The sequence below is a fragment of the Shimia sp. CNT1-13L.2 genome (assembly GCF_024331145.1).
In the GTDB taxonomy this organism is placed as follows: Bacteria; Pseudomonadota; Alphaproteobacteria; order Rhodobacterales; family Rhodobacteraceae; genus Shimia.
This window is the reverse complement of the sequence record NZ_JANDJO010000008.1, coordinates 85,176-106,592: the sequence shown is the minus strand read 5'-3', so window position 1 is coordinate 106,592 and position 21,417 is coordinate 85,176. Positions and strand designations below refer to the sequence as shown.

General features: G+C 59.1%; 20 protein-coding genes. 7 read left to right on the top strand and 13 right to left on the bottom strand.

Going from position 1 to position 21,417, the window contains the following annotated elements; genetic code table 11:
- Positions 1 to 44 precede the first annotated feature (44 nt).
- From NNA36_RS15885 to betC, 3 genes are read left to right on the top strand one after another with little or no spacing between them, the layout of a single operon-like run.
- Positions 45 to 1,064: a glycine betaine/L-proline ABC transporter ATP-binding protein gene (locus tag NNA36_RS15885; RefSeq protein WP_255108807.1), complete on the top strand. Its 1,020-nt coding sequence runs from the start codon at positions 45 to 47 to the stop codon at positions 1,062 to 1,064.
- 10 nt (positions 1,065 to 1,074) lie between these two features.
- A complete protein-coding gene (locus NNA36_RS15880; protein WP_255108805.1) occupies positions 1,075 to 1,992 on the top strand; it encodes a proline/glycine betaine ABC transporter permease in 918 nt (305 codons plus the stop codon).
- Between the two features lie 3 nt (positions 1,993 to 1,995).
- Positions 1,996 to 3,489: a choline-sulfatase gene (gene betC, locus NNA36_RS15875; RefSeq protein WP_255108803.1), complete on the top strand. Its 1,494-nt coding sequence runs from the start codon at positions 1,996 to 1,998 to the stop codon at positions 3,487 to 3,489.
- Between the two features lie 233 nt (positions 3,490 to 3,722).
- Here the strand turns inward: betC and NNA36_RS15870 are convergent, their stop codons facing one another.
- The 4 genes from NNA36_RS15870 to NNA36_RS15855 all read right to left on the bottom strand — a co-directional run bounded on the left by NNA36_RS15870 (position 3,723) and on the right by NNA36_RS15855 (position 8,995).
- On the bottom strand, positions 3,723 to 4,445 hold the full coding sequence (locus NNA36_RS15870; protein ID WP_255108802.1) for an aspartate/glutamate racemase family protein: 723 nt from the start codon (positions 4,443 to 4,445) through the stop codon (positions 3,723 to 3,725).
- A 3-nt stretch (positions 4,446 to 4,448) separates the two neighbouring features.
- Positions 4,449 to 5,684 carry an FAD-binding oxidoreductase gene (locus NNA36_RS15865; RefSeq protein WP_255108801.1) on the bottom strand — a complete coding sequence of 412 codons (1,236 nt, stop codon included), beginning with the start codon at positions 5,682 to 5,684 and terminating at the stop codon, positions 4,449 to 4,451.
- 2 nt (positions 5,685 to 5,686) lie between these two features.
- On the bottom strand, positions 5,687 to 7,888 hold the full coding sequence (locus NNA36_RS15860; RefSeq protein ID WP_255108800.1) for a TRAP transporter permease: 2,202 nt from the start codon (positions 7,886 to 7,888) through the stop codon (positions 5,687 to 5,689).
- A gap of 96 nt (positions 7,889 to 7,984) precedes the next feature.
- On the bottom strand, positions 7,985 to 8,995 hold the full coding sequence (locus NNA36_RS15855; protein ID WP_255108799.1) for a TAXI family TRAP transporter solute-binding subunit: 1,011 nt from the start codon (positions 8,993 to 8,995) through the stop codon (positions 7,985 to 7,987).
- A gap of 139 nt (positions 8,996 to 9,134) precedes the next feature.
- On the opposite strand from NNA36_RS15855, the gene NNA36_RS15850 reads away from it, so the two are divergent.
- Positions 9,135 to 10,055: a LysR family transcriptional regulator gene (locus NNA36_RS15850; protein WP_255108798.1), complete on the top strand. Its 921-nt coding sequence runs from the start codon at positions 9,135 to 9,137 to the stop codon at positions 10,053 to 10,055.
- 146 nt (positions 10,056 to 10,201) lie between these two features.
- On the opposite strand, the gene NNA36_RS15845 is transcribed toward NNA36_RS15850, so the two are convergent.
- Complete coding sequence (locus tag NNA36_RS15845; protein WP_255108797.1) at positions 10,202 to 11,110, bottom strand: LysR family transcriptional regulator; 909 nt, start codon at positions 11,108 to 11,110, stop codon at positions 10,202 to 10,204.
- 81 nt (positions 11,111 to 11,191) lie between these two features.
- Between NNA36_RS15845 and tcuA the strand changes: the two genes are divergently transcribed.
- The 3 genes from tcuA (at position 11,192) to NNA36_RS15830 (ending at position 15,765) form a co-directional block, all read left to right on the top strand.
- Positions 11,192 to 12,574 (top strand): FAD-dependent tricarballylate dehydrogenase TcuA, encoded by a 1,383-nt coding sequence (gene tcuA / locus NNA36_RS15840; protein WP_255108877.1) that lies wholly within the window; start codon positions 11,192 to 11,194, stop codon positions 12,572 to 12,574.
- Complete coding sequence (gene tcuB / locus NNA36_RS15835) at positions 12,564 to 13,634, top strand: tricarballylate utilization 4Fe-4S protein TcuB (protein WP_255108796.1); 1,071 nt, start codon at positions 12,564 to 12,566, stop codon at positions 13,632 to 13,634. Before tcuA ends, tcuB begins: the two co-directional genes overlap by 11 nt.
- A 463-nt stretch (positions 13,635 to 14,097) precedes the next feature.
- Positions 14,098 to 15,765 carry a GMC family oxidoreductase N-terminal domain-containing protein gene (locus tag NNA36_RS15830; RefSeq protein ID WP_255108875.1) on the top strand — a complete coding sequence of 556 codons (1,668 nt, stop codon included), beginning with the start codon at positions 14,098 to 14,100 and terminating at the stop codon, positions 15,763 to 15,765.
- A 14-nt stretch (positions 15,766 to 15,779) separates the two neighbouring features.
- On the opposite strand, the gene ureG is transcribed toward NNA36_RS15830, so the two are convergent.
- The 8 genes from ureG to NNA36_RS15790 all read right to left on the bottom strand — a co-directional run bounded on the left by ureG (position 15,780) and on the right by NNA36_RS15790 (position 20,975).
- Positions 15,780 to 16,427 (bottom strand): urease accessory protein UreG, encoded by a 648-nt coding sequence (gene ureG / locus NNA36_RS15825; protein WP_255108795.1) that lies wholly within the window; start codon positions 16,425 to 16,427, stop codon positions 15,780 to 15,782.
- On the bottom strand, positions 16,424 to 17,068 hold the full coding sequence (locus NNA36_RS15820) for an urease accessory protein UreF (protein ID WP_255108793.1): 645 nt from the start codon (positions 17,066 to 17,068) through the stop codon (positions 16,424 to 16,426). The genes ureG and NNA36_RS15820 overlap by 4 nt, the downstream gene beginning before the upstream one ends.
- The gene (ureE, locus tag NNA36_RS15815; protein ID WP_255108791.1) at positions 17,052 to 17,498 is read right to left on the bottom strand and encodes an urease accessory protein UreE; all 447 of its coding nucleotides are present in this window, start codon (positions 17,496 to 17,498) and stop codon (positions 17,052 to 17,054) included. The genes NNA36_RS15820 and ureE overlap by 17 nt, the downstream gene beginning before the upstream one ends.
- Positions 17,499 to 17,508: 10 nt before the next feature.
- Positions 17,509 to 19,269 (bottom strand): urease subunit alpha, encoded by a 1,761-nt coding sequence (gene ureC, locus NNA36_RS15810; protein WP_255108790.1) that lies wholly within the window; start codon positions 19,267 to 19,269, stop codon positions 17,509 to 17,511.
- Positions 19,270 to 19,415: 146 nt separating this feature from the next.
- Positions 19,416 to 19,721 carry an urease subunit beta gene (locus NNA36_RS15805; protein ID WP_255108788.1) on the bottom strand — a complete coding sequence of 102 codons (306 nt, stop codon included), beginning with the start codon at positions 19,719 to 19,721 and terminating at the stop codon, positions 19,416 to 19,418.
- Positions 19,718 to 19,885 (bottom strand): hypothetical protein, encoded by a 168-nt coding sequence (locus NNA36_RS15800; protein ID WP_255108778.1) that lies wholly within the window; start codon positions 19,883 to 19,885, stop codon positions 19,718 to 19,720. The genes NNA36_RS15805 and NNA36_RS15800 overlap by 4 nt, the downstream gene beginning before the upstream one ends.
- Positions 19,886 to 19,897: 12 nt before the next feature.
- Positions 19,898 to 20,200 (bottom strand): urease subunit gamma, encoded by a 303-nt coding sequence (locus NNA36_RS15795; protein WP_255108776.1) that lies wholly within the window; start codon positions 20,198 to 20,200, stop codon positions 19,898 to 19,900.
- Between the two features lies 1 nt (position 20,201).
- Entirely contained in the window at positions 20,202 to 20,975 is a 774-nt protein-coding gene (locus tag NNA36_RS15790) for an urease accessory protein UreD (protein ID WP_255108767.1), read from the bottom strand.
- Between the last annotated feature and the right edge of the window lie 442 nt (positions 20,976 to 21,417).

The window sequence follows — 21,417 nt, the reverse complement described above, 5'->3', positions numbered from 1 at the left end:
GCGTGGAAATTTCCGCGCCCGTTTTTTCCGAAGGGAACAGCGCCATGAGTGAAGCGCAAATCGAATGCCGTGATCTGTGGAAGATTTATGGACGCCGCGCCGACGAGGCCATGAAAGCCGTTTTGGCCGAGGGCCTTAGCAAGGAAGAGGTGCGCGATCGGTACGACTGTGTTCTGGGTGTCCGGGATGCCAGCTTCAGCGTCCGAAAGGGGGAGATTTTCTGCATCATGGGTCTTTCGGGATCAGGAAAGTCCACGCTGGTGCGCCATGTGAACAGGCTGATTGAACCGACGTCAGGCGAAATCCATGTCGCGGGTCAGCGCGTCGACACGATGAACGAAGGGGAACTTCGTCAACTTCGCGCCGAAACCATCGGAATGGTGTTTCAGCACATGGCGCTCTGGCCGCACCGTACACTGGGCGACAACGTTGGCTTTGGTCTGGAGGTGCGTGGTGTCGCGCCTGAGAAACGCCGGGAGGCTTCGGTAAAGGCGCTTGAGGCGATGGATTTGGGCGGGTGGATTGACCACTACCCCGACCAACTGTCTGGCGGGATGCAGCAGCGGGTGGGTCTGGCACGCGCCTTGGCGGCTGATCCGGAGATCCTTTTGATGGACGAGCCCTTTTCCGCACTCGATCCTCTGATCCGGCGACAGTTGCAAGACCAGTTCCTCGACCTGTCTGCGCACATGGACAAGACCACGCTCTTCATCACCCATGACCTCGACGAAGCGATCCGCATGGGGGATCACATTGCCATCATGAACGATGGTGAAATCGTCCAGATCGGCACACCAGAGGAAATTGTCACCAACCCGAAAGACGACTACGTCGCAGAATTCGTCAAGGGCATCAGCCGCGTTGGTCTCGTGCGTGCGGAAACCATAATGGACAAGCTCGACGGGCGTGATCCGACTGCCAAACAGGTTGGGCTCAACGCTGAACTTGGCGAGATCATCGAGCACTTCATGGAAGATCAGTCCCCCGTCACCGTGATGAGCCCGGATGGGCCCGCAGTGGGACAGATCACCATCAAATCCGCCCTTCAGGCCTTGCGCGGATAAGGAGACGACTATGGAACTCTGGAACATTTTCGATACCGAATGGGTCCCGGTCGGCGCATGGGTGGAAAGCGCCCTGCAATGGGTCGTGGCCAACTTCCGTTTCATTTTTCAGGCGATCAAAGTTCCCTTTGATATCGTTCTAACCGGACTTGAAGACGGGCTGACCCAAGCGCCGGATCTCTTGATCCTGACTCTCATTGTTCTGGTTGCCTGGCAGGCAGGTGGCCGTAGGCTGGGGTTGATTTCACTTGCGTGCATGACGGCCATCGGTCTCATGGGCGCTTGGGAAGAGAGTATGACCACGCTCTCCATTGTCCTGACCTGCGTGGTGTTCTGCTCGCTGATCGGCATACCGCTGGGGGTGATTGCAGCGAAGAACAACCGGTTCTGGATGATCCTGCAACCGCTTCTCGACTTGATGCAGACCATCCCGTCGTTTGTTTACCTCGTGCCGATCGTGATGTTGTTCTCCATCGGAAATGTGTCGGGCGTGATCGTGACCTTCATCTATGCGCTTCCACCTGTCGTGCGCCTGACCAATCTTGGTATTCGACAGGTGCGTGCCGACATGGTTGAGGCCGCGCGCGCGTTTGGGGCCTCGAACCAGCAGACCCTTTTCAAGGTGGAACTGCCGCTTGCGATGCCCACGATCATGGCAGGGGTCAACCAGACCATCATGATGGCACTTTCGATGGTTGTGGTCTCGTCCATGATCTCGGTGACGGGCTTGGGGCAGATGGTTCTGCGCGGCATCGGCCGCCTCGACATGGGGCTGGCGACCGTGGGCGGGCTTGGCATCGTTTTCCTTGCCATTGTGATCGACAGAACCTCGCAAAGCTTTGGCATCTCGGCGCGCGATCGCGGGCATAAGAAGTGGTACGAGACCGGGCCCGTCGGGGCAATTCGCAGCCTTGTGAAGAAGGGGTAGGTCATGACGGATCGTCCAAACATCCTGTTCATTCAGGTCGACCAGCTCACCGCCGGAGCCCTGCGATCCTATGGTGACAAGGTTTGCCATGCGCCGACGCTGGATGCCCTGGCTGAGAATGGCGTCGTGTTCGAAAACGCCTATTGCAACTTTCCGCTCTGCGCGCCGTCGCGGTTTTCAATGGCCACGGGACAGTTGGCAAGCAAAGTCGGCGCCTATGACAACGCCGCGGAGTTCTCTGCTGAAATCCCGACCTATGCCCACTACCTGCGTGCAGCCGGATACCAGACAGCGCTGTCCGGCAAGATGCACTTCATTGGGCCGGATCAATTTCACGGATTTGAAAAGCGCCTGACGGCTGATCTCTATCCGGCTGACTTTGCCTGGGTTCCAAACTGGGGGAACGAAGGAAAACGCGATACCAACGATCCAAGGGCTGTGCGTATTGCCGGCATCTGCGAGCGTTCGGTTCAAATCGACTATGACGAAGAAGTCACGTTCAAAGCGGTGCAACACATTTTTGACATGGCGCGCTCAGGCGATGAGCGCCCCTTCTTCCTTCAGGTATCCTATACGCATCCACACGAGCCTTATCTGTGCCGCAAGGAATTCTGGGACCTCTACGATGGCAAGGACATTCCCATGCCGCATGTCGGGGCATTGCCAGAACAGGAGCACGATCCGCATTCAGCGCGCCTGTTGAAGGACTTTGGCATGCTGGGCATCCAGTTCAGCGACGAGGACATTCAGCGGGCCATTCGGGCCTACTATGGCTCCATCAGCTTCATCGACTCCTTGGTGGCACGGGTTCTGGATGCTCTGCGGGCAACTGGCGCAGACAAGAATACGGTCATTCTCTTCACGTCGGACCACGGCGAGATGTTGGGCGAACGCGGCATGTGGTTCAAGAAGCATTTCTTCGAGAAATCCCTGCGTATCCCCCTGATTATGTCTGGCCACGGTATCACCCCTCAGAGGGTGCAGGAACTGACGTCACTCGTCGATCTTGTGCCGACCTTCAACGCAATTGCTGGAGTGGAAGAGGAAAGCGAACCCCTTGAAGGAGTCGATCTTGCGACATTGACCGATCGTGGCGATCCGGAACCGGCGCGGGCTGTCTATGCAGAGTATCTCGCCGAAGCTACGCCCGTGCCAATATTCATGATCCGTCGTGGGCCGTACAAGTTTATCAGCTCCTCGCATGATGGAGAGCTTCTGTTTGATCTCGGGAACGATCCAAACGAGCGCGTCAACCTTGTCGCGGATGCCGACCATCAAGAGGTGGTCTCACGTTTCCGGCAGGAGGTCGCGGAGAAATGGAGCGAAGAAGACCTGACGCGTGACATTTTGTTGAGCCAGAAACGTCGCGCCATCGTCCGTGACGCCATGAGCAAAGGGGAAAAGCAACGCTGGAACCACGGGGAAAGCAGCAAGGATCAGGTTATCTGGTACCGAGGTGAACAGGGCTATAACGAGTGGGCGTTTGACTATATCTGAGCGGGGGAATTTGGAAAGAAGACGGATCGGCTGTACGTAAGAGCCGGTGAACCTGTTTCGTTTGGTTGCGCGCACACATCGAAGTATGTGTCTGCGCGCCAAATGTGATGCGGTTTACTAAGGTAAAGTGTCCCGCGGATGTTTGGGTGTCTCACGGCATTGGAGCCGTGAGACTTTTGCTTGCAGGCATCGGTGCGCTGGACAGTGCGAATGGCCGTTTTGCCTGACGGAATTCAAACGTAACCTTGGTAACTCGTCCGGTTCACGCACGACGCAACCATGGTGGAGAGAGTTGTCAGGTCAAACACTGGGCGTTCCAGGGCAGCCTGAATGCGGTGCGCATAGGGGGGCAGGTCGGTGCATTCCAGAACGATGGCTCCAATCTCCGGCGCACGGGCGACAAGTGCTTTGCCGGCTGCAATCACTTCATCTGCAACTTTGGCAAGGTCCATGTCATCGCGCTCGTTGCGGAGAATGACCGTGGCGAACTCGCTGGTCTCTTCCAGCCCCTGGATTTCCACGGGAACACCTCCCGCCCCGGCATTGTTCAAATGCGCCTTGGTCAGCGAAGGGGCAGAGGCCGTCAGGATGCCAACTGGTGCGGCGGTCATCACGTGGGCCATTTGCACCTGCACGAGGGACGATACGAAAACGGGGACTTCGACTGCTGCTGCAATATCGTTCTGATAAAGCGCCAGAAATCCGCATGATCCCGTGATCGCCCGCACGCCCGAGGCCTCAAGACGTTTGGCGGCCTTGATGATCTGGTCTTTCATCGCGCCGTTCGGATTGCTGAGCAATTCCGGCACCGTGATCCCATCAAGTATTTCGTACGACAAGGTGAAGGGCAGACTTGACGGGTTCTTGATATGACCGGGTGGTTTGGGGAAATAGCTTTCCAATGACAGCACGCCGATAGAGACGCCGCAGATGTTTTTTCCGCCGGATTGAAGCATTGTTTAGAACCTTGTTGGAGAATAGATGTTCATGTCGATATTGGGACGCGCGCCCGAAACCAGTTCGGCCACCAACTGCCCTGTTTTCGGGGCCTGCATCAGCCCATAGTGGCTGTGGCCGAAGGCCGTTATCAGGTTCGGGAACCCGGGAATTTCGCCAATCGCGGGCAGGCTGTCTGGAAAGCTTGGGCGCTGGCCCGACCATGTGGTCCGTGCCTCGGTTTTCAGCTTGGGGGAAATGCGTTTGGCCAGTTCGATCAGGCCCGTGATGCGCTTTTCGTTGATTGGTGCGTCAAGCCCCGCGAATTCGGCAGTGCCCGCAGCGCGGACTCCGTCTTCCATCGAGGAGGCCACAAATTTATTGTCCGCATCCAGCACCGAGTTGTTCAGCTTTATGCCGGGCTTGGTAAAGGTGACATGATAACCGCGTTCTGCCTCAAGCGGTAAGCGAATGCCGAGTGGCTTCAGGAACTTCGCGGACCAAGCCCCCATGGATAGCACCAGTTTGGGGGTGATGAATTCGCCCGCGTCCGTGCGGTAAATCCACTGGTCTCCATTCGGCGCGATACTGTGCAGCGCTTCTCGACGGATTTCACCACCCATGGTCTGGAATTTCTCGGCCAGAACCGCGCCAATCCGACCTGGCGAGCGGGCCCGCGCCTGGCCCTTGATGATCACAGCGGATTTGAAATCGGGTGACAAGTCGGGTTCTATCTCCAGCAACTCTCCACCGGACACGCAATCCAGTTCGGCTCCTGCAGCCAAGCGAATGCGATTGTCGAGGGTGTCCAGACTGGCTGCATTCGGGTCGCGGTAGGCGTGAACATAATAGCTATCTTCCACCAAGTCCTCGGCCCCGGTTCCGCGCAGATGGTTTCGAAACCCGGTGACACAATCCCTGTTCAGCGTCTCCATGCCAGCCGAAATCTCACGGACCCTGTGTTCCCGACTGTTGGCCAGAAACCTGAGTCCCCAAGTGGCGATCCAGGGAAAATACCTGACGGGGACAGATACGGGACCCAGCGGGTCCAGCATCCAGCCAGGCACCTTTTTCCAGGTGCCCGGCATGGATTGGGGAATGATCGACCACGGGGAGATTACGCCCGCATTGCCAAGAGAGGTGGCTTGGCCCGGTGCGTCGCGGTCGATCAATGTGACCTGATGGCCACGTTCCAGCAGGGACAGCGCAGAGCAGATGCCAACAATGCCAGCCCCTAGTACGGTGACTTGTGTCGTCATGGTTACGCCGCCGCTTCCCGGTTACGCCGCGCGATCAGCTGACTGATGATCGCGGGTGATGCCACGATCAGCGCCACCAGATCAGCTTGCAATGTGGGCGCGATAAAGATCAGCCCTGCAAGCGCCATCAGCCAGCGATACACCGTGCCCATGGGGGCCAGCCAATAGCCAACCACTGCGGCCGAAAGGGCGACAACCCCCATGATGCAGCTTGCGGCGGTATAGGTGAACTCCCACAGATCGAATCCGGTCGAGGACACGAACAGGAGAACCGGCGCGTAGACAAAGGCCATCGGCGCAACCACTTTGCCCAAGCCCAGCGTAAAGGCCGATATGCCGGTTCTGAAGGGGTTGGAATTGGCAATCGCCGCTGCCGCATAGGCCGAGGTACAAACGGGAGGTGTGATTTCGGCTACGACACCGTAGTAGAGAACGAACAGGTGGCTTGCGATCGGAGGAACACCCAACTGGGCAAGCGCAGGCTGCGCCACGGACACCAGCATGATGTAAAGTGCCGTGGTCGGGATGCCCGCGCCCATCAGAATACAGGCCAGAGCGATGAAGACGAGGGAGATAAACAGGGTCAGATCTTCAACCGAGAACAGTTCAAAGCCGCCAAAGCTGAACAACCCGTGCAGATCCGCGCCAAGAGAGCCCGCGCCCTGGGTGACCATGAAACCGATGCGAAAGCCGATCCCGGTGGTGTTGATCACGCCTACGACGATGCCCACTGCAGCCGAGGCCGCGCCCACGGCCAGCGCGTACTTCACGCCAGTCTCAAACGTCTCGGCCATCTGCGGCAGGTTGATACGTTTCTGTGGGTTGAGGGTGGCCAATGCGGAGCAGGCGATAAGAAGGGCGGACATCGGCAAATCGAACCCGCCATTGGAGTATTTCCATATGACAAACGCGATGAAGGCCGCCGGATAGACCAGCGTCATCGGATTTTTGTATCGCGCCATGCCTGCGATAATCGCAACCGAGATACCGCAGAACGCCGACATGAACGGCGTGTAGCCTGAAAACAGCACGACCAGGAGGGCAATCAACGGCAGCATATTCGCCCAACCATCGGCCCAGACTTCCTTGAACTTGGGGAGCATGTCTTTGCTCAATCCCTTCAGGTCGAGCTTGCGCGCCATCAGGTGCACCACGGCAAAAACGCCGGTGTAGTGCAGGATGGCCGGAAAGATCGCTGCAATCACGATGGTGGTGTAGGAGACCTCGAGGAACTCGGCCATGATAAAGGCAGCGGCGCCCATGATCGGCGGCGTGATTTGGCCGCCAGCGGAGGACGCGGCCTCAACCCCGCCCGCGAAATGGCCGGGATAGCCAAGGCGACGCATGTTCGGAATTGTCAGCGCACCGGTTGAAACGGTGTTTGCCACCGAAGAGCCCGAGATCGTGCCGAAGAAAGCGGACGATACCACAGAGACTTTCGCGGGCCCGCCCGTATAACGGCCTGCCAGAATGGTAGCGTTGTCGATGAACAGCTGTCCCAGACCCGTACGCTGGGCGATCACGCCGAACAGGACGAAATGGAATACGATGGTGGAAACGACCCACAGGGTCACGCCGTAGATGCCTTCCTGCGGAAAATACATCGACGAAACAAAGGTGCGGAATTTCACGCCCGGGTGCTGAAGGATGCCGGGGAAGATCGGGCCGAACAGGGCGTAGCACATGAACACGCAGATGATCAGTGGCAGAACCCAACCCAGCGTACGTCGCGCGATATCCAGAACCAGTACGATGATGATGCAGCCAAAGACCATGTCATAGGTATTGGGGTTGCCCATGCGGAACGTCTGTTCCTCGATCCCCAGCCAGGGAACACCATGCCATGCAAACCCGAGGTAAAGCGCCGCCGATACACCAAGGACCATCAGCAACCAGTCCAGATGTGGGATGCCTCCCAGGTGCAGCGCCCCGGTTTTCAGATCGAAAGACGTTTTCGTTTTCGCGAGGGGGAAGAACGCATAAATCAGGATGAAGAGCCCGGCCAGGTGCCACCCCATGTGCCAATGATCGGGCGGCAGGGCGAAACCGGCCGTCAGATAGTGATAAATGGCGAATGCCAGCGCCACCCCGCGCAGCAGCAACCCGGTTTTCTGACCAACTGAGCGGGTCGCGGCGCCTTCATCGTATTTTTCTTCAATGGCGGCCAGCTCTTCGGCTGAAAGCTCATGGGTATTGTCGGCCATCGTGTCCCCCAGGGTACCTTTTTGTTTTTCTCGGAAATTGGGCGGCAGAATTGTCGTTCCACCGCCCGATTCAGTCTTGCGGAAAGTCTGGTCGCCTTAGTCGATCATACCGATTTCGCGGTAGAAACGCTCAGCCCCGGCGTGCAGCGGCACGCCCAGTGCTTCGACGCCGTCCAGCGAAGATTCAACGGTGATCTGCTTGCCCTTGGCGTGACCATTGTCCAGCAGCTTGCGGGTGTTGGAGTTCCACAGCGCTTTTGTGATGCCGTAGATCAGTTCTTCGTCTTGCTCAGCCGAGACAACCAGCATCGCGGACACGGCAGGGGTGTTCACGTCGTAGTCAACGCCTTCGTAGACGCCCGCCGGGATTTTGGACGGGATGTAGGCCGGAATGATTTCGTTGATCTTGGCCAGGTCTGCCTCGGTGAAAGAGTGCAGGTCCATGCCCTTGGTCGAGGCCAGCTGAACCATCGCCGCAACGGGCCAGCCCGCCGCGTAGAAGTAGCCATCCAGTTGGCCGTCAGCCAGACGTTCGGCCGATTGCGAGTTGTTCAGTTCGGCTTCGTCCATGTTGTCGCGGTTCACACCCCATGCTTCCAGCATCTGAAGCACGGCAACCTGGGTGCCGGAACCGGCTTGCGCGATACCGACACGCTTGCCTTCGAGGTCGCCGAGGTCATTGATCGAGCCGCCCTTTGGCAGGACGAGGTGCAGGTCTTCCGGGAAGAGGTTGGCAATGATGCGCAGGTTCGGGTGCGGTTTGCCTTCGAACTTGCCTTCGCCCAGGTACATGGACCGGGTCACGTCAGCCGCAGCCAGACCAGCCTCGAGTTCGCCGTTCTGAACGGCCGCATTGTTGAAAACGGATGCGGTGGTGGACTGCGCAATTGCGATCAGGCCGGGCACGCCACACTGGCCACCCTTGTCACAGGGACGCGCACCGGGAGGGGCGGAGATGCCGTTGGCGATGGTACCGCCAATCGGGAAGTAGGTGCCGCCGGCACCGCCGGTGCCGATGCGGAAAAAGGTCGGGCTCTGTGCCGCCGCAAGCGACGCGCTCAGCAGCGTGGCAATCGCCATAGCGGTCAGCTTTTTAGTGAAATTCATTGTCAAACTCCCTGACGTTATCGTTCTCGCGATGCGTACTGATCGCATTTGGTTTTCACGGAGATATGAGAAATCAGCGAAAGAATAAAAACAAATTGGTAATTATTGTAATTACATAAAAGGAATTTATGATTAAGGTATGAATACCCAGCAGCTTGCCGTTTTTCGTGAAGTTATGGAAACCGGGTCGGTCTCTGCCGCCGCCCGGAACCTAAATCGTACACAACCCGCAATAAGCGCCTCTCTGAAGGCGCTAGAGGCAAGCCTGGGTGCCAAGCTTTTTCACCGTGAGGGCCGTAGGTTAGCTCCTGTTCCCGAAGCGCACTACCTGTTGTCTGAAGCTATAGGTATTCTTGACCGGCTCCAAACAACCAAAGCCCATTTCCAAGACATGTCGACAGGCGAAAGCGGCGAACTTCGCGTGGCGGCCATGCCTGGAACGTCCGCCTATTTGATGCCGGATTTCGTAAGCCGTTTTGCCGCGAAAAAGAAAGATTTGCGCATTACATTGACGACTCGAAGTTCGCCCCAGGTTCTGAATCTCATTGCTGCGCAGAATTATGACGTGGGGTTCTGCGATGTTAGAATCACAAGAGACCAGGCTCATCTTTGCGCAAGTGAAAGCTTGGAAGGGCATTGTGTCGTTGCCCTTTCCGCCTCGCATCACTTGGCAAAATGTGAGTCATTGACTGTGTCAGACCTTTCGGGTGAACCGATGGGGACACTCCACGATACACATCATATTGTTGATCAGACGCGTCAGGTGTTTCAGTCGGCCAAGGCAGAGTTCAACGTCAAGGTACAGACGCAGTTCTTTCTTCCGCTTCTTCGGTTCGTTGAAACCGGATCAATCTGTGCAATCATCGACCCGTTGAGTTTGGTCAGTTATCAAAAGATGTTCGCGTCGAGCGATGCCGTGCGTTTTGTGAGGCTGGAACCAAGCCTTCCATTTCATTACTCAATCGTCACTCCCAGCCAACGACCACTTTCATCAGTTGCGCGGGAGTTCATAGAAGCATGGTCGGTCTATATGCATTCGACGCTAGATATTGGACAATAGTAGTAGATCCCATTTGTTCGCAGAGTTTTCCGGGGACCATCGCAGAGACGGGAGTTTTGCAGGATGATGCAGACGTAGTCTGAATGATTGCATCACCCAATACCGGGTCTTGGTGGTTGAGGGCGGATCGGCTTCGTTCTTGCTGACTATAGCCGTGCCTCTTGCTTCGCTTGTTTGATTGCCTTGATCAGAGCGGCGACCGGTTCGGTCTCCAAGCGCCCGATTCCCCTAAGGATACCAATGCTCCGAAGCAATCGTGGGTCGTTTAGAGGCACGCAGGCGATATGGTCGTTTAGGGCAGCGGATTCCGGGACAAGTGCGGCCCCGAAACCGCCGATTACCATTTCAAGGGCTGTGGAGGTTCGGCCTACCTCGTATCTCCATGTTTTCGTTTGATGGGCTTGGGCTATGGCCTCGTCGATCAGCAAACGATTGCCGGTGCCTCGCGCGGGCAAAATGAGCGGAACATTTTGCAGATCAGTCCAATCCAGAGTGCTTCGTCCTGCCAAAGAGTGACTGCGAGACAGCGCGAGCACAATGCGCTCTTCGAATAGAGGTTCAAATTCGGTTGTCGGTTCAAGCGCCGGAATTGAGGAAATACCAAAGTCTGCTTCGCCGTCGGCAACCGCTTCAGCGACGTCATTTGCAGACATGTCGAGGAAACGAACCCGGAGGAGGAGACCCTGCTCGCGAAGTGTGTCCAATGCAGGCAGCACAACACGGCTGATGACGGTTGGGATTGCAGCAACGGTGACGAGGGCGTTGCGCTGATGTGCGAAAGCGACGCTTTCATCGCGCATCGCTTCAGATGTTTCGCGCGCATCCTGAAGCAAAGCTTCGGCCCGCGCCTGGAGGCGTTTTGCGGCCAAGGTGGGTTTCACTGCACGTGTGGTGCGGACGAACAATTGGCTGTCCAACGCGTTTTCCAGTTTGCGGACCCGACGGGTGATTGCAGATTGCGACAGATTCAAACGGGTTGCGGCTGCATGAAATGAGCCTGTTTCCTTGACCGCGAGAAAGGCTTCCAGGTCACCAAAGTCGTAATTGATGCTCATATCGCATTAATCGAGAATTTTTAGTCATTTGTCAAATCAGATGCCACGCTTTAGCCGATTGGATAACAAAGGACTTTGACCATGACACAGTATGATATTGCGGTGATCGGCGGCGGGAATGCGGCTCTGTGTGCCGCCATGACCGCGGCGGAAGCCGGTGCGAAAGTGCTTATACTTGAGGCCGCACCAAAGGCATATCGCGGGGGGAACTCTCGACATACCCGCAACTTTCGATGCATGCACAGGGGGCCCCTTGGTCCACTTGTCGAAGATTACACCGAAGACGAGTACTTTGATGACCTGATGAAGGTCACCAAGGGGAAGACAGACGAAAACCTGGCCCGGTTGGCGATCCGAACCTCTGAAGAATGCCTGCCGTGGATGGAGCAACGAGGTGTCCGTTTTCAACCGTCTTTATCTGGCACCCTCTCGCTTGCACGAACCAACGCGTTCTTCATGGGGGGGGGCAAAAGTCTCGTAAATGCCTATTACCGCACCTCAGAGAAGCTTGGTGTGGATGTGATTTATGGGGCTGCTGTCACACATCTGGAGCTGAATGGAGATGTGGTCGAGTGGGTTGACTATACCCACGAGGGCAAATCGCATCGTATCAAACCCAAAGCGATTGTCGTGGCTTCGGGAGGGTTTCAGGCGGACACCGACTGGTTGACTCGTGGGTGGGGGCCTGCGGCCAAGAACTTTCTGATCCGTGGCACGCCTTACAATCGCGGCGTGGTTTTGGCGGACCTCTTGGAGCAGGGCGTTAATCAAGTAGGGGACGCCGACCAATGCCATGCCGTGGCGATCGACGGGCGGGCACCAAAATTTGACGGCGGTATCGTGACCCGGCTGGATTGCGTGCCTTTCTCTATTGTCGTGAACAAGGACGCGGAGCGATTTTACGATGAGGGTGAAGATGTCTGGCCCAAACGCTATGCGATTTGGGGCCGTCTCATTGCGGCGCAACCAGAACAGGTGGGGCATGTCGTGATTGACAGCAAGTCCATAAACCTGTTCATGCCTTCGGTCTTTCCGCCGCTCAAGGCGGATACATTGGAAGTCCTTGCTGAGATGATGGGTATCGACGGCACCAAACTCAAGGCCACCGTGAATGAGTTCAACAAGGCATGTGGGGACACGTCTGCCTTTCATCCTACGGAGTTGGACGGTGTGGCCACCAAGGGGGTAATGCCAGCCAAGACCAACTGGGCACGCCCGATCAACGATCCGCCGTTTTATGGTTATTCGCTGCGTACAGGCGTAACCTTTACCTATCTTGGGCTGAAGGTGGATGAAAACGCGCAGTGCAGCACGCAAGAAGGCCCCATCAAGAACCTCTGGGCCGCGGGCGAGACGATGGCAGGTTCGATCCTTGGGCAAGGCTATCTCGCTGGCTATGGCATGACTATTGGAACGGTTTTTGGACGCATTGCAGGACGGGAGGCCGCCACATATGCAAGCTGATCTCATTCAGGAAGCCCGCCGTCAGGCGGAAATCTGCAACGCTTGCCGGTATTGCGAGGGCTATTGTTCGGTCTTTCCCTCTCTTCACGCCAAGCGCGCGTTTACCGATGGTGATATCACGCAACTGGCAAACCTGTGCCATAACTGCCGTGGTTGCTACTACGCCTGCCAGTACACCGCGCCGCATGAGTTTGACCTGAATCTGCCCGCCGCTTTGGCGGAAGTTCGTCGCGACAGTTGGGAGAGTTTTGCCTGGCCACAGACGATGGCACGCCGATTCAATACGCACGGCGGGGCGATTGTGGCTGCTTTGGTGGTTGGGTTTGCTTTGATTTTCGCGGCAATCAGGGCAATTGGTTCGGCTGGCGGCGAAGGATTTTATGCGGTGCTTTCCCACAATGCGATGGTTGCGATCTTTGCCCCGGCTTTCGTGCTGCCGTTGCTTAGCATTTTAATCAGCGTCCGGCGATACTGGCGCGAGGTCGGTGGCAAAGGAGTGAAATTTGCAGACATTAGTGGCGCACTTGGACGCGCAGCAAAGATGCAAGACCTTGCGGCTGGTCACGGTGAGGGATGCAACTTTGAGGAGGAAGACCGGTTCTCCCATGGCCGGCGCCACGTTCATCAGGCGATCATGTACGGATTCCTGCTTTGCTTTGCCTCTACGACCGTCGCCACGCTCATGCACTATGTTATGAACATGCCTGCTCCCTATCCGTTGCTTTCGCTGCCCAAGCTGTTTGGTCTTAGCGGTGGTGTGCTCCTGACAATTGGCTGCATCAAAATGGTGGCGCTCAAACTTAGATCAGATCGTCATGTGGGTGATGCAAAGGCTTGGGGGGGCGATATTGCCTTTGTCGCACTTCTTGGGTTCGTCGGGTTTTCCGGGCTGGCGCTCTACGCACTTGGAGGCACCGCCTTGATGCCGTTGCTTCTTGCGGTTCACCTTGGAGCGGTTCTAACGTTTTTCCTGCTCACGCCCTTCACCAAGATGGCACATGGCTTCTATCGCTTAGCGGCGTTGATCCGCGACGCGCAGCGCAAACGTCTTTCTGATTAGGTCCAAAGGTGATTATCTATACGTAATGCGTGTCCTTTTGGACGTGGCCTTTCAATACGTTTGTCAGCCATGTCGAGGCCGCGCAATGTTCTGATTGGGAACTGGTTAGATTCTGGTCCGTTTCCAGACGTTTCCATAGGGCGCAAATGCGCACCGCTGGTGACGCCGGGTTTAGAACTGCGGCAGCATGTGAAACGTTGATTTATCGGGCCAAGGTCACGAAGGCCAAGTGCGTGTTCATTTTCGAGAAGCTGTCAAACATTTTTTCGTAAGTTGCCATTGTGAGGTTTTGCACTAGGAAATTGTCCTGACTGGACGCATGAAATGGTTCATTGTGTGAGCAGGGAGGAGAGTGGCATTCATCGGGTTTCATAGCAGGCATATCTGGTGCCAGACTGTGAAACCGAAGACTGCCCCCTTTGTCGTGCAGAGTTGATCGGGAAACAAGGAATGGGTCGTGCGCGTGTCTGAAGGCGAGAACAGGTTTGACTATATCGTGGTTGGGGCAGGCTCGGCGGGGTGCCTGATGGCGAACCGGCTGAGTGCCGATCCGAAGAACCGGGTGCTGTTGCTGGAGGCGGGCAAGCCAGACACCTATGCGTGGATCCATATTCCGGTGGGCTATCTCTATTGCATCGGCAACCCGCGGGCGGACTGGATGTACAAGACGCAGCCCGCCAAGGGATTGAACGGGCGCAGCCTGCTGTATCCTCGTGGCAAGACGCTGGGTGGCTGTTCGTCGATCAACGGCATGATCTATATGCGCGGGCAGGCGCGGGATTATGACAACTGGGCGGCGTTGACCGGCGAGGCGGCGTGGAGTTGGGAAAACTCGCTGGACGATTTCAAGGCGCATGAAGACCATTACAAGCTGGATGGCGGGGCTGATCCGGTTACCGGAGACAACAGCCGGTTTTCCGACATGCACGGGCATGGCGGGGAGTGGCGTATCGAGAAACAGCGGCTGCGTTGGGATGTTCTTGACAGTTTTGCGGATGCCGCGGTGGAGACCGGGATTTCGCGCACCGAGGATTTCAACACCGGCGATAATGCGGGCGTGGGCTATTTCGATGTGAACCAGCGTTCGGGCTGGCGGTGGAATACCTCGAAGGCGTTTCTGCGTCCGGCCAGGTCGCGGCCGAACCTGACGGTCTGGACCGAGGCGCAGGTTGAGAAGCTGACATTCGACAGGGGCGCGGATGGCGCGTTGCAGTGTTCCGGTGCCGTGGTGCATCGCGCGGGCAGGCCGGTGACGGCGTATGCAACGAAGGAGGTTGTTCTCTCGGCGGGGGCTGTGAACTCACCGCAGATCCTGCAGCTGTCGGGGATTGGTCCGGCGGGGGTGTTGAAGGAACACGGCATCGAGGTGGTGATGGATGCCCCTTATGTGGGGGAGAACCTGCAGGATCACCTGCAAATCCGCGCGGTCTATAAGGTCAAGGGGACCAGAACCCTGAACACGCTGGCGAATTCGCTGGTGGGCAAGGCGCGGATTGGGCTTGAGTATATGTTCAAGCGAAGCGGGCCGATGAGCATGTCGCCAAGCCAGCTTGGGGCGTTCACGCGGTCAGACCCGAGCCGGCCGCATGCCAACCTTGAATACCATATCCAGCCGCTGAGCCTTGAGGCCTTTGGTGAGGACCTGCATGACTTTCCGGCGATGACGGTGAGTGTCTGCAACCTCAACCCGACCAGCCGTGGCCACATCCGGATCGCGTCTTCGGATTTCCGAAAGGCGCCGGAGATTGCGCCGAATTACCTTGATACCGAGGAAGACCGCATTGTTGCGGCGCAGAGCCTGCGGCAGGTGCGCGAGATCATGGCGCAGCCTGCGATGCGGGCCTATGAGCCGGAAGAGTTCAAGCCGGGCATCCAGTATCAGAGCGATGAAGAGCTGGCCCGTCTGGCGGGGGATATTGCCAGCACGATCTTTCACCCAGTTGGCACGATCAAGATGGGGCGCGTCGATGACGAGACGGCGGTTCTTGATCCGCACCTGCGTATGAAGGGGGTAGCGGGGCTGCGTGTGGTTGATGCGTCGGTGATGCCGGAGATTACCAGCGGCAACACGAATTCGCCCACGATCATGATCGCGGAAAAGGCGGCGGGCTGGATGCTGGCGGGCCAGTAGGGCCTGCCAGTTGTTCAGGACGCGGCGCGTTCGGGTTCCGGTGTCTGCAACGTCAGGCCGCCGACCTCGGCCAGCAATGCCAGCACATCGGCCACGCCTTCGCGGTGGCGCATGGCGGTGAAGACAAAGGGCCGCCCCTGCCGCATCCGCGTGGCATCGCGGTCCATCACCTCAAGCGAGGCGCCGACGTGCGGGGCCAGATCGGTCTTGTTGATGATGAGAATGTCGGACTTGGTGATGGCAGGGCCACCCTTGCGCGGGATTTCCTCGCCTGCGGCAACGTCGATCACGTAGAGTGTCACGTCGGCAAGTTCCGGGCTGAAGGTTGCAGAGAGGTTGTCGCCGCCGCTTTCGATCAGCACAACTTCGACGTCGGGATGACGTTCCACCATTTCCGCCACGGCGGCGAGGTTGATCGAGGCATCTTCGCGGATGGCGGTGTGGGGGCAGCCGCCGGTCTCGACCCCGATGATCCGGTCCTGGGGCAGGATTTGCAGCCGGGTCAGGGCTTCGGCGTCTTCCTGTGTGTAGATGTCGTTGGTGATCACCCCGATCGAATGCGTCTCGCGCAGGGCTTCGCTCAGGGCGGCGGTCAGGGTTGTCTTTCCGGCGCCGACGGGGCCACCGATGCCGACGCGGAGCGGTCCGTTCATCGTGCTCATGTGCGGAAAATCCTTGAATATTGGGTTTCGTGTTTCATCGCGGCGATGTCGCCAAGAAAGGCGGTGCTGGTGAGGGCATCAAGCGAGCCTTCGCAGGTCTGCTCCGCGATTTCGGTGCAAAGCGGGGTGAGATCGCGGATCAGCCTTTGGCCGTCGGTCTGCCCCAGGGGCACCAGCCGCATGGCGACCGCGGCAAGGTTGGAGACAAAGGCCATCAGGTAGAACTGCGTGGTGAGGTCCAGCGGCAGGCCTTCGAGGCGGGCTGCACGGCCGACGGCGACCGGATAGGTCAGTTGGGCGAGGTCGGTTGCCCAGACCTTGGCCGTGACATCGCAAAAGGCCGCACCCTGCAGGCGGGTTTCCTTGAGGCGTTCCGAAGAGGCGGCAAAGGCGCGGGAGGTTGCGTCGATCTCAGCGAGGCCGTCTTGTTCGGCGTGATAGGCGGCGGCGAGGAACAGACCATCGTTCCAGCCCGCGCCGTGGCGCAGCACGTCTTCGATCCATGCATGGGTCTGCGCGGCGGTTGCCACCTCGCCCGCGTCAATGGCCCATTCCAGCCCGTGCGAATAGGCGAAGGCCCCCACCGGATAGGCGGGCGAAAACCACTGGGTCAGCGTGAGGATGTCAGTGGCTGTGGCCATGGGTGCGTCCGTGTCCATAGGCTCCGCCTTCGGGGGTGAAAGGTTCCACCACCTCGCGCACTGTCGCGCCGATCTTGCCGAGCATGTCGCGGATCACATGGTCGCGCTGGATCAGCAGGCGGGTCGCTTCGATCTGGCAGGGGGTGTGGCGGTTGCCGATGTGCCAGGCAAGGCGCGGCAGGTCGGGGCCGGTGACTTCCAGAAGGTTTTCGGGGGCGGCAACGATGCCGATCTCGCGACCATCTTCCAGCACCAGAACACCGCCGTGATCCAGCGAGGTTGTCTTGGGCAGGTCGACGAGGATGGATTGCCCATCCTCGGTTTTCAGAACCTTGCGCCGCAGGAAACGCGCTTCGTAGTCGAGCGCGATCTGGGCCGCGAGGGCCTTGTGGGCATGGGCGTGATAGGCGCGGGCGATGGTTTGGGTCATTTTCGGGGCCTCAGAACAGGAAGTAGCGTTGCGCCATGGGCAGAGTTTCGGCCGGTTGGCAGGTCAAGAGTTCGCCATCGGCGCGCACCTCGTAGGTTTCGGGGTTCACCTCGACCTCTGGAGTGGCGGTGTTGAGCTTGAGGTGGGATTTGCCGATGTTGCGGGTGTTCTGCACGGCCAGCGTCTGCTTGGCGAGACCGAGGCGGTTGCCGATGTCGGCGTCCTGTGCGGCGGCGCTGACGAAGGTGACGGCAGAGTTTTCGACCGAGCGGCCATAGGCGCCGAACATGGGGCGGGAATAGACCGGTTGCGGCGTCGGGATCGAGGCGTTGGGATCGCCCATCTGGGCCATGGCGATGGTGCCACCCAGGAGAACCATTTCCGGCTTCACGCCAAAGAACGCGGGATTCCAGAGCACCAGATCGGCGCGTTTGCCTTCTTCGATGGAGCCGATCTCATGGGCAATGCCGTGGGCGATGGCGGGGTTGATGGTGTATTTGGCGATATAGCGTCGGACGCGGAAATTGTCGTTGTCGCCGGTTTCTTCCGGCAGTTGGCCGCGCTGTTTCTTCATCTTGTCGGCGGTTTGCCAGGTGCGGATCAGGACTTCGCCGACACGACCCATGGCCTGACTGTCCGAGGCGATGATCGAAAAGGCGCCCATGTCGTGCAGGATGTCCTCGGCGGCGATGGTCTCGCGGCGGATGCGGCTTTCGGCAAAGGCGACGTCTTCGGGGATGGATTTGTCCAGATGGTGGCAGACCATCAGCATGTCGAGATGCTCTTCCAGCGTGTTCACGGTGAAGGGGCGTGTGGGGTTGGTCGAGGACGGCAGGACGTGTTCCTCGCCGCAGATCTTGATGATGTCGGGGGCGTGGCCGCCGCCTGCGCCCTCGGTGTGGAAGGCGTGGATGGTGCGGCCTTTCATGGCGGCGACGGTGTTTTCAACGAAGCCCGATTCATTCAGGGTGTCGGTGTGGATCATGACCTGCACGTCGAGGGCGTCGGCCACCGAGAGACAACAGTCAATCGCGGCGGGGGTTGTGCCCCAGTCCTCGTGCAGCTTGAGGGCGCAGGCGCCGCCAAGGATCTGTTCTTCCAGCGCATTCGGAAGGGAAGCGTTGCCCTTGCCCGCGAAGGCGAGGTTCATGGGGAAAGCGTCTGCGGCCTGCATCATGCGGCCAAGGTGCCAGGGGCCGGGGGTGCAGGTGGTGGCAAGCGTGCCATGGGCGGGGCCGGTGCCGCCGCCGAGCATGGTGGTCAGGCCGGAATGCAGCGCGTCTTCGATCTGCTGCGGGCAGATAAAGTGGATGTGGCTGTCAAACCCGCCCGCCGTCAGGATGCGGCCTTCGCCGGCGATGGCTTCGGTGCCGGGGCCGACGGGGATGTTGACGCCCGGTTGCGTGTCGGGGTTGCCCGCCTTGCCGATGGTGTGGATGCGGCCGTCCTTGAGGCCGACATCGGCCTTGTAGATGCCGGTATGATCCACGATCAGCGCGTTGGTGATGACGGTGTCGACGGCGCCTTCGGCGCGGGTGGTCTGGGCCTGTCCCATGCCGTCGCGGATCACCTTGCCGCCGCCGAACTTGACCTCTTCACCATAGAGTGCGGCGTTCGGGCCTGATCCCCCGGTCTGGGCGGCACCGGCCAGTTCCGCCGTCAGATCGCGTTCGACCTCGATGATGAGGTCGGTATCGGCAAGGCGCAGGCGGTCGCCTGTGGTGGGGCCGAACATGGCGGCATAGTCAGAGCGGTGGATGGTGGCGGGCATATGTCGTCTCTTCTTTTGTCTGGTCCACACCCGAAGAGGTTTTTCACCAAGGGCGGGCCCCGACCGCGGGTGGGGGTGAAGCCCCCGCCCATGGGGGCGGTCGGGGGCTGCCCGGGCCTGAGGCCCGGGCGGGAAGATGTCTTAGGTCACAGGTCCCCCATGACCTTTTGATTGAAGCCGAACACGCGGCGTGCGCCGCCAATCGGGATCAACGCGACCTCGCGCCGTTGGCCGGGTTCGAAACGGACGGCGGTTCCGGCGGCGATGTCGAGGCGCAGGCCGTAGGCGGCCTCGCGGTCAAAATCGAGCGCGGGGTTGGTTTCGGCAAAGTGGTAGTGGCTGCCGACCTGAACCGGCCGGTCGCCGGTGTTGGCGACCATCAGCGTGGTGACCTCGCGGCCTTCGTTGAGGGTGATTTCCCCTTCGGCCGGAAAGATTTCGCCGGGGATCATTTCCTGCGCGCCCATGCAAGCATGGCGGCGCCGGCGGCGGTGAGTGCGCCAATCAGCAGCGGCAGCCAGACCGGATCATCGGCGTGCGGGTGCATATGCGCGCCGGTATGGGCAAAGGCGGGTGCGGCGGCGATGAGGGCGAGAACGGTCAGGGTGGGTTTCATAATGGTTCTCCTTCAGCGGATCGGATTGTGAACGGTGACGAGTTTGGTGCCATCGGGAAAGGTGGCTTCCACCTGCACTTCGTGGATCATCGAGGCGATGCCCTCCATGCACTGGTCGGCAGTGATGACATGGGCGCCCGCTTCCATCAGGTCGGCCACCGAGCGGCCATCGCGCGCGCCTTCGACAACGGCGTCGGTGATGAGGGCGATGGCCTCGGGGTGGTTGAGTTTCACGCCACGGGCAAGACGCTTGCGGGCGACTTCGGCGGCCATGGCGACCAGAAGCTTGTCTTTTTCTCTGGGGGTCAGGTTCATCTCACATCATCCAGCATCGGGGGAGGGGGCTGCCGTTCAGGCGGTGCAGGACCGGCAGGAGGGTTTGTCTGAGGGCAAAGCTGTCCTCGGCCAGAAGGCGCAGGACAAGCGTGTCATCGTGCAGGAGGCTGACGCCTGCGGTGTCGGGCAGGGCGGCCTGCAAGGGGGCGAGGTGCGCTTCGGCATTGGCCGCGACCAGCACCACGAGGGCCATTGCCCCGGCACCACCCGCGATGAAGGGGCGGGCAAGGTGGCGGGCCACGTTGCCATTGAGGTTCATGGCATCAAGGAACAGCGGGGTTCCGTCGCGGCGAATTTCTATTCGATCACGGAAGTGAATGTCGGTCAGGGTTTCGCCCATGGCAGGGCGGCCGAAGACCAGCGGTTCGACCATCAGGAATGAGGCATCGGCAGCGAGGTCGACCCGCAAGTGGCGATCAAGCGCGCTGCCGTTGAAGAGGATGGTTTCCTGCGGCAGCCAATTGACGCGCGCGCCGGATGCGATCTTGAGCCGGTTGCGCAGGCGTCCGACCTGACCGGCCTGCGCCTTGTAGGCGCGTTCGCAGGCCTGGGTGGTCAGGGTCAGGGTCGTCGCCGGTGCGGCGTGGGCGGAAAAGGTGAACTGGTCGCCCCCTGTCACGCCACCGGCAGTGTTGAGGAGAACGGCCTCAAGCGCAGGACCGCGGCTGCGCGGGAAGAGACATTTGAAAGAGCCGGACTGGCGAAAATCACTCAGGACGCTGCTCGTGCCGGAGGTCTTGGTGCCCAGATGCACGGTGCCCAGCGCGCGGGGCGGCTGGACGTGGTGAGCGGTCGATATGTCTGACTGTTGGGTGATCGGCTTGATCCCGGGTCATTTCGGACTGCCTCAGGTTTTGCCATCCAAAGGGCAAATCGCCATTGCAAACGGCATTTTGCGGACAGAGCGCGGCTCTTGCTGGTTATTTTTTAGGCAGCAGTCGGGATGGGAGTCTGAAAATTAGGCGCTCACTGGCAGTGGTCAGGAAAACCCCACCCCCAAGTTTGCTAAATTCGCTGCGATGCAGAATCGATAGGGCACCCGCCGGGGACAGCTTGTCCGAAATCGGGGGTGTGTGGCGACCATACGAATTGGACCTCGAAGCGGCCGCCACACGAAATGCAACATCAAGTTGCGGGGGATAGCTAATGGGATGGGGCACATATGTGCAAGCCCTGACGGCGACGGACCCGCCTGG

Excerpts from the sequence above, each read along its gene's own strand:
- NNA36_RS15885 (WP_255108807.1), top strand. The coding sequence starts at position 45 with ATGAGTGAAGCGCAAATCGAATGCCGTGATCTGTGGAAGATTTATGGA.
- NNA36_RS15880 (WP_255108805.1), top strand. The coding sequence starts at position 1,075 with ATGGAACTCTGGAACATTTTCGATACCGAATGGGTCCCGGTCGGCGCA.
- betC (WP_255108803.1), top strand. The coding sequence starts at position 1,996 with ATGACGGATCGTCCAAACATCCTGTTCATTCAGGTCGACCAGCTCACC.
- NNA36_RS15870 (WP_255108802.1), bottom strand. The coding sequence starts at position 4,445 with ATGCTTCAATCCGGCGGAAAAAACATCTGCGGCGTCTCTATCGGCGTG.
- NNA36_RS15865 (WP_255108801.1), bottom strand. The coding sequence starts at position 5,684 with ATGACGACACAAGTCACCGTACTAGGGGCTGGCATTGTTGGCATCTGC.
- NNA36_RS15860 (WP_255108800.1), bottom strand. The coding sequence starts at position 7,888 with ATGGCCGACAATACCCATGAGCTTTCAGCCGAAGAGCTGGCCGCCATT.
- NNA36_RS15855 (WP_255108799.1), bottom strand. The coding sequence starts at position 8,995 with ATGAATTTCACTAAAAAGCTGACCGCTATGGCGATTGCCACGCTGCTG.
- NNA36_RS15850 (WP_255108798.1), top strand. The coding sequence starts at position 9,135 with ATGAATACCCAGCAGCTTGCCGTTTTTCGTGAAGTTATGGAAACCGGG.
- NNA36_RS15845 (WP_255108797.1), bottom strand. The coding sequence starts at position 11,110 with ATGAGCATCAATTACGACTTTGGTGACCTGGAAGCCTTTCTCGCGGTC.
- tcuA (WP_255108877.1), top strand. The coding sequence starts at position 11,192 with ATGACACAGTATGATATTGCGGTGATCGGCGGCGGGAATGCGGCTCTG.
- tcuB (WP_255108796.1), top strand. The coding sequence starts at position 12,564 with ATGCAAGCTGATCTCATTCAGGAAGCCCGCCGTCAGGCGGAAATCTGC.
- ureG (WP_255108795.1), bottom strand. The coding sequence starts at position 16,427 with ATGAGCACGATGAACGGACCGCTCCGCGTCGGCATCGGTGGCCCCGTC.
- NNA36_RS15820 (WP_255108793.1), bottom strand. The coding sequence starts at position 17,068 with ATGGCCACAGCCACTGACATCCTCACGCTGACCCAGTGGTTTTCGCCC.
- ureE (WP_255108791.1), bottom strand. The coding sequence starts at position 17,498 with ATGACCCAAACCATCGCCCGCGCCTATCACGCCCATGCCCACAAGGCC.
- ureC (WP_255108790.1), bottom strand. The coding sequence starts at position 19,269 with ATGCCCGCCACCATCCACCGCTCTGACTATGCCGCCATGTTCGGCCCC.
- NNA36_RS15805 (WP_255108788.1), bottom strand. The coding sequence starts at position 19,721 with ATGATCCCCGGCGAAATCTTTCCGGCCGAAGGGGAAATCACCCTCAAC.
- NNA36_RS15800 (WP_255108778.1), bottom strand. The coding sequence starts at position 19,885 with ATGAAACCCACCCTGACCGTTCTCGCCCTCATCGCCGCCGCACCCGCC.
- NNA36_RS15795 (WP_255108776.1), bottom strand. The coding sequence starts at position 20,200 with ATGAACCTGACCCCCAGAGAAAAAGACAAGCTTCTGGTCGCCATGGCC.